The sequence below is a fragment of the Nocardia sp. NPDC058640 genome (assembly GCF_042716995.1).
Classification (GTDB): Bacteria; Actinomycetota; Actinomycetes; order Mycobacteriales; family Mycobacteriaceae; genus Nocardia.
The window spans coordinates 16,465-27,924 of the sequence record NZ_JBHXRG010000018.1 but is presented as its reverse complement, the minus strand read 5'-3'; the positions used below and the strand labels follow the sequence as shown (position 1 = coordinate 27,924).

The window sequence follows — 11,460 nt, the reverse complement described above, 5'->3', positions numbered from 1 at the left end:
CGCGAGGAATATTCAGTCCGAGTCCTCCGGCCAGACCGCGCGCACCTCGTTGACGTAATCGGCGGCCTGCTTGCGTCCACATTCCGCGGAGTCGTGCACGCGCGTGGGGTCGAGTTCATTGGGCCCGATTGCCTTGCGGCACAACTCATCCGGGTTGATCACCGTGACCTTCGCCGATCCCAGGTGCTCGAGCTGGTTGGAGATCCGGCCGCTGCGGCGACCGGACAACACGTTGGACGCCAGGCCCACGATGCGGTCGTAGCCTTTCGCCAGATCCAGATTCATCGGCGAACGGACCCCGCCGTCGATGTAGGTGTGGCCGCCGACCGACGCGGCGGGCCACGCGAACGGGATCGCGCAACTGGCGTTGACCGCCTCGGCCAGGGTCACGTGGCTGTCGCGGTCGAAAACCTTCAGCTTCCCGGTGTGGGCGTCGACCGCGGTGATCCATAGCGGGCGCTTGGGCCAATTGCGTTCGGGCAGGCGCGAAGACACCGCGGCCAATCGCAGCACCGGGTCGATCTTCGACGTGCCGCGGGAGGCGCGCGCGACCCGGCGCGCGGCACTGGTGTCGCTGCGGGCGGTGCGCGCCAGCAGCGCCCACCGTGCCACCTGACGCACCGAGAGACGGTTGGGAATCTCGGCGAACAGCGGCCCCAGTTGCCGTTTGTAGAGCTCTTCGGTCGACAGCTTGCTGCGAATTTGCGCGCCGACGACCGCGCCCGCGGACGTGCCGATCACCAGATCGGCCGACCGCAGGTCGATCCCGGCCTCGGCCAGACCGGCGATCATGCCGATCTGCCAGCCGAGACCGGCGATGCCACCGTTGCCGAGGACCAGGGCGGTGCTGGGCGTTCCCATAGTTCGACTATAGGGACGCCCAGCCCCGGATCACGGTAGCGGCGGGTTCGCGCTGTCGTCGCCGTCGAAGTCGACCGAGGAGTACTCGCGCAGCTTCGTGAGGCGGTGGTATGCGTCGATCATGCGCACGGTGCCCGACTTGGACCGCATCACGATCGACTGGGTCGACGCGCCGCCGGCGTAGTAGCGCACGCCGCGCAGCAGGTCGCCGTCGGTGACGCCGGTGGCGCAGAAGAACACGTTGTCGCCGGAGACCAGGTCGGTGGTCGACAGCACGCGGTCCAGATCGTGGCCGGCGTCGATCGCCTTCTGCCGCTCTTCGTCGTCCTTGGGGGCGAGCATGCCCTGCAGTTCGCCGCCCAGACAGCGCAGCGCGGCGGCGGCGATGATGCCCTCGGGGGTGCCGCCGATGCCGACCAGGATGTCCACGCCGGACTCCGGACGCGCGGCCGCGATGGCGCCGGCGACGTCACCGTCGGAGATGAGGCGGATGCGGGCACCGGCGTCGCGGGCCTGCTGGATGAGGTCGTCATGGCGCGGACGGTCCAGGATGCACACGGTCAGATCCGACACCGACAGGCGCTTGGCCTTGGCCACGCGGCGGATGTTCTCGCCGATCGGGGCGGTGATGTCGATCGAACCGGCGGCGTCGGGGCCGACGGCGATCTTGTGCATGTAGAACACCGCGGACGGGTCGAACATGGCGCCGCGCTCGGCGACCGCGAGCACGGAGATCGCGCCGGGGGAGCCCTTGGACATCAGGGTGGTGCCGTCGACCGGGTCGACCGCGAAGTCGACCTCGGGGCCGGTGCCGTCGCCGACGAGCTCGCCGTTGTACAGCATCGGCGCTTCGTCTTTCTCGCCTTCGCCGATGACGACGATGCCCTTCATCGACACCGAGCTCACGAGCTGGCGCATGGCGTCGACAGCCGCGCCGTCGCCACCTTCCTTGTCGCCACGGCCGACCCAACGGCCACTCGCCATCGCACCTGCCTCGGTGACGCGGACCAGCTCGAGTGCGAGGTTGCGATCGGGTGCCTCGCGGCGGCTGGGGGCGGGCGAAGATGCCGTCATTGCGGAGTGCCTCCTTGGCGTTGGTGATACCGGGGCAATTGTCGCATTACGAACCGGCACGCCCGTGCACGACCTCCGCGCGATGCCCCCTGGGCGGGCAGGCACGGGCTCGAGTGGATACTGATAGCCGTGTCCCAGAAGAAGCACCGCATTTTCAACGACTATCGCGATCTGTTCTGGTCGTTGGTCCCGTTGGTGCTGGCCGCGGTCGTGCTGGCGGGGGTCGCCAGCCAGTGCACGGTGGCCACGAACGGGCCGACCCAAGGTCAGATCCCGCATTTCGACGCCGATGCCGCGTTGAAGGCCGACGCGAAGTCGCTGCCGTTCCCGATCCGCAACCCGGTGTTGCCGCCGGGGTGGCAGTCCAACTCGGGCAGTCGCGACACCATCGCGGTCGCGGGTGGCGGTCCGGTGAGCACCGTCGGGTACATCACCCCGCAGGGCACCTACATGCGGTTCTCGCAGAGCAGCGCGTCCGAGGAGGCGTTGTCACGGCAGGAACTGGGGTCGCGGTATCCGACCGGGGCCACCGACGTGGCCGGTCAGAAATGGGTGGTCTACTCCGAGCCGACCGAGGAAACCGCGTGGATCGCGGACCTGGGCGGGGTGCGGATCCTGATCACCGGCGCGGGCAACGAAGCCGCGTTCACGACCTTGGCCACCGCGATCACCGCGGCGCCGCCGCTGTCGAAGTGAATTGATCAGCGCACGATCAAGCTGGGTGTGAACGTCTGATTCGGTGGTCTTTCGCCGCTGGTCAGCGCGGCTACCAGCATCCGAACCGCGGCGGCCGCCTGCTCTTCGCGGTGGGTGTCGATGGCGGTCAGTGGCGGGTCGTTGTCGCGGGCGATGCTGCCTTCGGAGGTGATCAGACGCAGGTCGGTGCCGATGGTGCGGCCGAGTTCGCGCGCGGCGGTGACGCATCCCGCGGCCACGGAATCCAGGGGCGCGTAGATGGCGTCGACATCGGGGTGGTCGGTCAGCAGTCGGACGCAGGCGCGGTGGGCGAGTCTGGTGCGGCCGCCTTTTTCGGTGAAGTCGACTGTTTCGATGATGGGGGTTTTGTGCGCGGCGGGGCACCAGTTCTCGTAGGCGGTTCTGGTGGCGGCGGCGTTCTGTCGGCCGCTGGTGTCCACCAGTAGTGCCGGCTGTCGCGCGCCGGTGGTGAGGAAGTGGGTCATGGCCAGGTCGACGGCGGCGTCGCGGTCCAGGGCGACCGAGCTGGCCGGGCCGGGGGCGTGGCCGCCGATGGTGACCACCGCGAGGCCGCGGGCGGTGGCCGCTTCGACGATGCCGTCGGCGGGGTCGGGGTCGATGAGCAGTACGCCGTCGGCGGCGAGGTCGTGGACCTGGTCCTGATCGCCCAGTGGCGGGACGAGGACCAGGGCGTAGCCGTGGCGGAAGGATTCGTTGGCCGCGGCCAGGGCGGTGCGGGTGTACCAGTCCAGGCGGGATTCCTGGTCGTCGACCTGGTCGGCGACCATCGAGGTGACCAGGCCGATCATCATGGTGCGGCCGGTGCGCAGGGCTCTGGCTTCCCGGTTGATCCGGTAGCCGAGTTCGGTGGCGGTGGCCAGGATGCGGGCGCGGGTGCTGTCTTCCATGCGGCCCTTGCCCGCCAGTGCCAGGGAGACCGCGGACGGTGAGACACCGGCGGCGGCCGCGATGTCGCGCATGGTCGGCCTCGGTGGCACACGCACCTCCTTCGTGGTCATCAGGTTACCGAGGGATCGGCGAAGTGCAGCGCGACTACCCGTTCGACAGCTCCGACCAGGGTGTAGAGCACGATCGATGCGGCGGCGACCACCGCGATCGAGGCCCACAGTTGTGGATAGTCGTAGCGGGGAATGGCTTTGAGCATCGACGAGCCCAATCCTTCGCCGGTACCGAGCCATTCGGCGATCAGAGCACCGATCAGCGCGCCGGGCACCGAGATTCGGATCGCCGCGAACAGTGACGGCAATGCGGCTGGCAAGGCGACCATGCGCAATGCCTTGGCTTCGCTGCCGCCGTAGGCGCGGATCAAGTCCATGCTCTGCTGTGGGGCGGCGCGTAGACCGGCCACGATGGTGACGAAGGCGGGGAAGAACACGACGAGGGCACCGGTGATCGCGACCATGGTCATGCCGCGGCCGAACGTGGCGACCAGGATCGGGGCGAGGGTGACCAGCGGGATCGAGCGCAGCAGGGTGGCGACCGGGACGGCGCTGCGTTCGAATTCGCGCGACAGCAGTGCCAGTGCGGCGCCGCTCAGCGCCAGGCTCAGGCCGACGACGAAGCCGAGGCCGGCGTCGCGCAGGGTGATGGTGAGGCCGTCGATGATCTGGGCGCGGTGGGCGGGTTTGCCGTCGAACAGGTAGGTCCACACGTCCATCGGCGTTTGGCCGATGCGGGGGCCGATCTGGGGGAAGGCGGCGAGGAAGCCGAACCATACGGCCAGCACCAGCACTGTCGCCAGGGCTACCGAGCCGAGGAATGCCAAGACGCTCTTCATGATTCACCCTTCGGTGCGGTGATGGCGCCCGGTCCGTACAGCCGGGACTGGACCAGCTTGCCCGCAAGCGACGCGGCGAAATACCCTGCGCCAGCGAGTAGTCCGGCCGCCAATGCCATGCCCCAGGTGCGTGGTAGGTCGTAGGAGGACTGGGCGGCGGTGAGTGCCACGCCGACGCCGCTGTCCACACCGCCGAGATATTCGCCGAGGATCGCACCGAGAACCGCTGCGGGCGCGGCGATTTGGAGTGCTGCTGTGGTCGACGGGAGTGCGGCGGGGATCTGGACTCGGCGGAGGCGGTGCCAGCCGTTGCCGCCGTAGGCGTTGACCAGGTCGATGCTGGTGCGGTTGGCGGATTTCAGGCCGGTCAGGGTGCCGATCATGGAGGTGAAGAACACCGAGACCGCGGCCAGGAACACCGTGGGGGTGCGCCCGCCGAACACCACGAGCACGATCGGGCCCAGCGCCAGCAGGGGCACGCAGTAGCTGATCACCGCGAGTTGGGCGGCCAGTGGTTCGGTGCGGGGGAATACGGCCACGGCCAGGGCGACCGCGATGGCGGCGATATTGCCGAACACGAAGCCCTGGAAGGCGCCCCAGGCGGTGATCGACAGGTTGGGGCTGTAGAGGGCGAATCCGTCGCTGACCACCGACGATACGACGGCCCACGGGGTGGGTACGGTCTTGGTGCTGAGCCCGGCGATCGCCCACAACAGGAGCAATACCGCCGGGCCACGCAGTCTGTTCATGCCGGCCGCCGTTCGCCGAACAGCAGGCCCGACAGGTGATCGTGCAGCGCGTGGAATTCGGGGGTGCGCATCATCTCGGGTGCGCGCGGGCGCGGCAGGTCGATGTCGACCAGTTCGATCACCCGGCCCGGTCGCGGCGACATCACCGCGACGGTGTCGGACAGGAACACCGCCTCGCCGATGCCGTGCGTGACCATCAGGGTGGTGGCGGGCTTCTCGGTCCAGATCCGCAACAGTTCCATGTTCAACCGCTGCCGGGTCATGTCGTCCAGTGCGCCGAACGGCTCGTCCAGCAGCAGCACCGACGGCTTCACCACCAGCGCGCGGGCGATCGAAACTCGTTGTCGCATACCGCCGGACAGTTGCGCGGGTTTGGCGGACTCGAAGCCGGTGAGGCCGACGAGTTCGATCAGGCCGTCGATCACCGACTGGTCGATCGGCAGGCCCGCCACCTGCAGGGGCAACGCGATATTGGATCGCACACTGCGCCAAGGCAACAGCGCGGAGTCCTGGAACGCGATGCCCAACTCGTGTTCGGTGCGCAGCTGTTCGGGGGTGCGGCCGTTCACCAACGCCGAACCCGAGGTCGGGGTGTCCAGTCCGGCCAGGATGCGTAGGATCGTGGACTTGCCGCACCCGGACGGTCCGAGCAGGGACAGGAATTCGCCCTGCTTGCTGCTCAGATCCACCTCGGAAAGCGCCTCGACTTTGCGCTTGCCCGCGGTGAATGTCTTTGTCAGGCCCTTGATTTCGATACCGCTCATCGCAGGCCCTGGTTCTCGGCGTACAGCTCGGTCAGTACCGAGGCGTCGAACAGTTGGGCGGCGGTGACCTTCGAACCCGTGCGGCCCAGTGCGGTCACCGTGTCGGAGATCAGGGTCGGCGACAGGGTGAGCAGCCCGTCGCGGCGGGTGTCGGGGGTTTGGATCAGCGGCAACGTGGCATCCAGGAGGGCTCGCTGCTGTGCGGTGTCGAGCTTCTGATCGACGCCGTACTTCTGCACGGACAGGGCGACGCCGCGGTCAGGATCGGCCAGCGCGTCCTTCCAGCCCTTGATCTCGGCGGTGAGGAACGACTTGCACTTGGCGCGGTCTTCGGTCAGCGACTTCTCCGACACGACGAAAACCTGTGCGCACATGCGCAATCCGAAGTCGCCGTACAGGAAGGAAGTGGTGGCGAAACCCTTGGCGCGCAACGCGACCGGTTCATTGGTGGTGAACCCGGACCACGCGTCGACTTCACCGTTGACCAGCGGCGACGGATCGAACTGCACCGGAATGACTTTCACCGACGACGGGTCGACACCATTGGCGGTCAGCAGCGCTTCGAAGGTCGGCAGGTTGTGGTCTGCCACGCCAACTCGCTTGCCCACCAAGTCTTTCGGCGTGCGCAGTGGCTTGGACTCCGGCGACGTGATGCAGGCCGGACTGGTGGACAGGGTCGCGCCGATGATGCGCACCGGCACCCCGCGTTCGATCGCGGCAGCCACCTTCTGCGGGGTGGAGGTGCCGATCCACACCTTGCCGGTGTCGATCCCGGCCTCGGTGCTGGTACCGGCCGCACCACCGGCGAGCAGGTCCACGGTCAGCCCGGCGTCACGGTAGTGACCGTTCTCGATGGCGAGGTATTCACCGGCGAACTGGACGTTCTTGATCCAACCCAGTTGCATCGCAATCGAATTGCCGGTCTGAGTGGAGTGGGAGGCGGCGGGGGAACAGGCGGCCAGGCCCGCGGCGACACCGGCGTATCCGGTCAGTCGCAGGGCATGTCGACGGGAGAGTTGCATGATGGGGCGCCTTTCTCAGTTGCTCAGTCGGTAGGACCAGCCGCTGTTGGGCAGCGCGGTCGAAGTGGAAACAGTGTCGGTGGACACGACGTCGTCGGCCTTGCCCTGAGCCAGCAGGCCGTAGGGGTCGAATTCGCGTTTGAACGCCGCCTCCTTGGGCCCCCACGGCTTCATGCCGCTGGCGGCGAGCACGGGGGTGTGGGTATTGGCGATGAACAGGCCGGCCTGCTGCAATTGGGAGGTGATGTCGGCCAGTTGTTCCTGGCTTTCGAATTCGAAAACCGGCGAGCCCTGGCAGGAAAGGCCGCCGTCGATCCGCTTCATTTCCAGATGTAGCGGGCCGAGTTCGCCGAAGTCGCGATGAATGCGCATGATGGCCTCGTACAGGTCTTCTTGTGGATACAGCGCGAGTAGGCCGATGAGTTTCTTGTTGCGGCGCTGGTAGTGCATCATCGAATGCCCCCAGGTGAATTCGTACAGCGGAGCGCCGTAGGTGCCCTTGCCCTCGAGGCAGCGGTAGCGGATCTGACCGCCGTTGGCGTGCACGAGATCCTCGACATTGGGCACCGACTGCACCGCCGCCATCAGCAGCACCATCGCCTCGCCGTCGGGAACCAGGCCGTCCAGGTCGGGGAAATACTGCGGCAGGGGATGCGCGTGCGGGGAGACGACCTTCTTCAGCACGCCGTCGCTGTTGCAGATATCGACCGAAAAGCGTGCAGCCTGAGCGAATTCCGGGAACGAGATCACCAGCTCATGCCATTCCCAGGCAGGCGACACCGGCAGTTCGACCTCGGTGATGATGCCGTTGGCGCCGTAGGCGTGGTGCACGGTGTTCACGTCGCGGCCGCGCAATTCGATCAGGCGCGGATGTTCTTCCACCGTCATGACTTCCAACGCGGTGATATTGCCGGTGTCGCGCAGAATTCCCCACTGGCAGCTGCCGATTCCGGCGTGCCCGCCCGCGATATAGCCGCCGATCGTGGCCTGCTGTGAGGTCGAAGGGTGCATCCGCAATTCCCAGCCCGACGGGCGGATCGCGGCGTCGATATCGGACACCACCGTGCCGGTGAGCGCGCGTACGGTGCGCGGGACCTGCCTGCCGCGATCGCCGTGCCAGCCGATCACGCCGGTCAGCGCGGTCACGTCGATCACCGCGCCGCCGCTGAGCGGCACACCCTGCCCGAACTGCCCCGACCCCGCGCCGCGCACGGTGATCGGGATGCGGTTGCGCGCGCACGCGGCCACGGCGGTGCGCAGTTCCTCCTTGTCGCGGGGGGCGATGAAGATCTCGGCGTTGCGGCCGCGCAACAGGTCTCGCAGCACCGGGCTCTGCGCGAAGCGGTCGCGGCTCTTGCTGCGCAGCTTGCGGGCGTCGGTGGAGTGGTCGATGGGGCCGAGATCGGTCCGCAGCTGGGTCAGGGCTTCGATAGGTGACATCAGTTGGGCTCCAAGGTGTTTCGGGAGGCTGCCGGGGATCCGGCATCGAGGAATGGGTCAGAGCAGTGCGCGCAGAGCGGCGACACGCTCGTGGACCGCGCCGGGTGCGGTCGGTTCGAAAGGTCCGGTGGACACGCTGCGGCCGGCCACGCGTACGTCGGTGATGTTGGCTGCCGACAGCGCAAGAACGGTGTGCGCGTACAGATCTGGTGACACCGGGCCCGCGCTGGGGCGTTCCGGATCGAGGACGAGGAAGTCGGCGAACTTGCCCGGCTCCAGGCTGCCGACCCGGTCCTGCACGCCGAGTACTTCGGCGCTGCCCAGGGTGTGCATGCGCAGGATTTCGCGGCTGGACAGCACGGTCGCGTCCTTGGCGGCGGCGCGCAGCAGGTACAGCCCGGTGCGCATGTTCTGGAACGGGTCGGCCACATCGGCGCTGGCCTGCCCGTCCACGCCCAGGCCCACCCGCACGCCCGCGGCGCGGTACCCGAGGATGTCGGGGATGCCGGAGCCGAGCCTGCCGTTGGACAGCGGGTTCCAGGCCATGGCCGCGCCACGTTCGCCTGCCTGCGCCACGATCTCGGGGGTGGTGTGAATGAAATGCGCGAAAACCGTGTCAGGGCCGACACTTCCGGTGCGCAGCAACTGCGCGAACTCGGCTTGCTGATGTTCGGTGACGCCGGGGTCCTCGAGATAGTGCAGGTGCTTGCCGATGCCGTACTCGGTGAGCAACTCGATCTCGGCGCGCATGTCCGGCTCGTCCAGCGGCCAGGTGGTGTTGTAGGAGCGGCCCAGGATGCGCGGATCGTCGACGTCGGCGGTGGCCTTCTGGAAACGCTCGATCCCGGCCCGGCGTTCGGCGGCGGAATCGAAACGAGAAGGGCTGTGCGAGTAGACCGTTCGCTGCGGAAGGTCCAGCGCGGCCCGCCACTGACCTTCCTCGCCCGCACCGAAACTGTGCGTGTGATTGCACACGGTGGTGATGCCGTGGCGCAGCAGGTCGCGGCCGCCGTGCACGGTGAACTCGTACATGTCCGACTCGGTGAGCAGCGGACCGTACTTCAGGTGCAGCTGATCGATCCACCCGTAGGTGGAGCAGCCGTCGGCCAGGCCGCGGAACACCGACTGCCACAGGTGGCTGTGCGCCGAGACGAAGCCCGGCAGGACCAGTTTGCCCGCCAGATCCACCACGGTGGCATCGGCGGGAATGCGCGGCGAACCAGGTCCGGTCGCGGTGATGATGCCGTTCTCTACGGCAAGGAATCCCCGGTAGGGGGCGGAGCCGTCGTGCACTGGCACGAACAGTCCGTCGACGAAAATCTCCACGGCATACGCCTTCCAGCCCGAAGGCTGATCAATCGATTTACCAACGAAGATTAGCGTGCCCGGATCGTGTTTCGTGGCCGTAAAGCGTGAATTGCGTTTGCGGGACCGGCGGTTAAGGGCGGTGTTCGCTCAGCTCTCGGTGTCGAGGTCCGCGCGTGAGAGTGCGTCCTCTACCCGGCGGCGCGCACCGGCCAGATGTTGTTCGCAGCGGGTGGCGAGGGCTTCGCCGCGCTCCCACAGCACCAGCGAATCGTCGAGGTCCAGACCGCCCTGTTCGAGCATTTTGACTACGTTGATGAGTTCGTCGCGGGCGCGTTCGTAGCCGAAGGTCGCGATCTCGGCCAGGGTGTCGGTGTTCTCGGAACCGGCGTCGGCCACGGTCACTTCCTCTTCTGTTCGGTGGTTTCGGGGGTCAGGCGTTGGGCGCCCAGTGCCGCGGCGGTGACGGCGCCGTCGGCGACGCGGATGCGCAGCTGGCTGCCCGCGGGGGAGTCGTCGATGCTGCGCACGACGTGTCGTTCGGGACCGGCCACGCGCTGCACGACAGCGTAACCACGGGCCAGGGTGGCGGCCGGACCTACTGCGGTGAGCTTTTCGCGCAGGTGCACGGTGGTGGTGGACTCGCCGCGCAGCAGCTGTTCGACGTTGCGTCGCGCGGCGGTGCGTAGGCGTTCGAGCTCGTCGTGGCGGTGGGTCAGTTCGCGCAGAGGGTCGGAAAGTACTGGGCGCGAACGTAATTGGGTGAGCGTGTGGGTTTCGCGCTGGACCCAGCCGCGCAGGGCGGCGGCCGAACGCGCGCGCATCTCGCGGACCCCGGCCAGTTCGGCGGCGGCGTCGGGGACGATGCGTTTGGCGGCGTCGGTGGGGGTGGCCGCGCGCAGGTCGGCGACCAGGTCGAGCAGGGGATTGTCGGGTTCGTGGCCGATGGCGCTCACGATCGGGGTGCGCGCGGCGGACACCGCGCGGCACAGTGCCTCGTCGGAGAACGGCAGCAGATCTTCGACACTGCCACCGCCTCGCGCCAGCACGATCACTTCCACGTCGCTGTCGCGGTCCAGTTCGACCAGGGCTTCCAGTATTTGCGGCACGGCCGTCGGGCCTTGCACGGCGGTATTGCGGATGACGAAACGTACTGCGGGCCAACGATTCTGGGCCACGGATAAGACGTCTTTCTCCGCAGCGCTGGCTCGCCCGGTGATCAAGCCGATCGTCGCGGGCAGGAACGGCAGCGGCCGCTTCAATCGCGCATCGAAAAGACCCTCGGCCGTCAACAGGGCTTTCAACCGTTCGATCCGCGCCAGCAGCTCGCCGACACCCACCGCACGAATCTCGGTGACCCGCAACGACACCGAGCCGCGCCCGGTGAAGAAGTGCAGCTTGCCGTAGACGACCACCCGGCTGCCCTCGGTCAACGGCACCGGCAGCCTGCGCAAGAGTTCGGGGTCGCAGGTCAGCGACAACGACATGTCCACCGACGCGTCACGCAGCACCAGGAATGCGGTGCGGGTGCCGGGGCGGCTGTTGATCTGGGTGACCTGCCCCTCCACCCAGATACTGCCCAGCCGCTCGATCCACTGGGCGACCTTCACCGCGACCGAACGCACCGGATACGGCTGCTCCGCCGAATTCGCCGGTGCGGCCCGCGCCACGTCGTCTGCAGTCATACGACAGTTCTACGCGGGGGCACCGACACAACCAAAAGGCGGCCGCTGTCGCGAGGACAGCGGCCG

The 11,460-nt window shown here is 67.7% G+C and carries 12 protein-coding genes; 1 reads left to right on the top strand and 11 read right to left on the bottom strand.

The genetic code is table 11. The features are described 5' to 3' along the window. Positions 1-12: 12 nt before the first annotated feature. Together ACFWU5_RS19270 and glpX are read right to left on the bottom strand one after the other, a co-directional pair. Positions 13-861: a patatin-like phospholipase family protein gene (locus tag ACFWU5_RS19270; protein WP_379268146.1), complete on the bottom strand. Its 849-nt coding sequence runs from the start codon at positions 859-861 to the stop codon at positions 13-15. Positions 862-891: 30 nt separating this feature from the next. After that, positions 892-1,935 carry a class II fructose-bisphosphatase gene (gene glpX, locus ACFWU5_RS19265; protein ID WP_379239978.1) on the bottom strand — a complete coding sequence of 348 codons (1,044 nt, stop codon included), beginning with the start codon at positions 1,933-1,935 and terminating at the stop codon, positions 892-894. A 129-nt stretch (positions 1,936-2,064) separates the two neighbouring features. Between glpX and ACFWU5_RS19260 the strand changes: the two genes are divergently transcribed. Then, the gene (locus ACFWU5_RS19260; protein WP_379268145.1) at positions 2,065-2,631 is read left to right on the top strand and encodes a DUF4245 domain-containing protein; all 567 of its coding nucleotides are present in this window, start codon (positions 2,065-2,067) and stop codon (positions 2,629-2,631) included. 5 nt (positions 2,632-2,636) lie between these two features. On the opposite strand, the gene ACFWU5_RS19255 is transcribed toward ACFWU5_RS19260, so the two are convergent. The 9 genes from ACFWU5_RS19255 to xseA all read right to left on the bottom strand — a co-directional run bounded on the left by ACFWU5_RS19255 (position 2,637) and on the right by xseA (position 11,394). Further along, positions 2,637-3,650: a LacI family DNA-binding transcriptional regulator gene (locus tag ACFWU5_RS19255; RefSeq protein ID WP_379268144.1), complete on the bottom strand. Its 1,014-nt coding sequence runs from the start codon at positions 3,648-3,650 to the stop codon at positions 2,637-2,639. Continuing rightward, complete coding sequence (locus ACFWU5_RS19250) at positions 3,650-4,429, bottom strand: ABC transporter permease (RefSeq protein ID WP_379268143.1); 780 nt, start codon at positions 4,427-4,429, stop codon at positions 3,650-3,652. Before ACFWU5_RS19250 ends, ACFWU5_RS19255 begins: the two co-directional genes overlap by 1 nt. After that, positions 4,426-5,178: an ABC transporter permease gene (locus tag ACFWU5_RS19245; RefSeq protein ID WP_379268142.1), complete on the bottom strand. Its 753-nt coding sequence runs from the start codon at positions 5,176-5,178 to the stop codon at positions 4,426-4,428. Before ACFWU5_RS19245 ends, ACFWU5_RS19250 begins: the two co-directional genes overlap by 4 nt. Next, a complete protein-coding gene (locus ACFWU5_RS19240; RefSeq protein ID WP_379239983.1) occupies positions 5,175-5,942 on the bottom strand; it encodes an ABC transporter ATP-binding protein in 768 nt (255 codons plus the stop codon). The genes ACFWU5_RS19245 and ACFWU5_RS19240 overlap by 4 nt, the downstream gene beginning before the upstream one ends. Beyond that, on the bottom strand, positions 5,939-6,964 hold the full coding sequence (locus tag ACFWU5_RS19235; protein ID WP_379268141.1) for an ABC transporter substrate-binding protein: 1,026 nt from the start codon (positions 6,962-6,964) through the stop codon (positions 5,939-5,941). Before ACFWU5_RS19235 ends, ACFWU5_RS19240 begins: the two co-directional genes overlap by 4 nt. 15 nt (positions 6,965-6,979) lie before the next feature. Beyond that, a complete protein-coding gene (locus ACFWU5_RS19230; RefSeq protein ID WP_379239985.1) occupies positions 6,980-8,404 on the bottom strand; it encodes an FAD-binding oxidoreductase in 1,425 nt (474 codons plus the stop codon). Positions 8,405-8,461: 57 nt separating this feature from the next. Further along, complete coding sequence (locus ACFWU5_RS19225) at positions 8,462-9,730, bottom strand: amidohydrolase family protein (RefSeq protein WP_379268140.1); 1,269 nt, start codon at positions 9,728-9,730, stop codon at positions 8,462-8,464. Positions 9,731-9,859: 129 nt separating this feature from the next. Continuing rightward, entirely contained in the window at positions 9,860-10,114 is a 255-nt protein-coding gene (locus tag ACFWU5_RS19220; protein WP_379239987.1) for an exodeoxyribonuclease VII small subunit, read from the bottom strand. Then, a complete protein-coding gene (gene xseA, locus ACFWU5_RS19215; protein ID WP_379268139.1) occupies positions 10,111-11,394 on the bottom strand; it encodes an exodeoxyribonuclease VII large subunit in 1,284 nt (427 codons plus the stop codon). Before xseA ends, ACFWU5_RS19220 begins: the two co-directional genes overlap by 4 nt. Positions 11,395-11,460 lie beyond the last annotated feature (66 nt).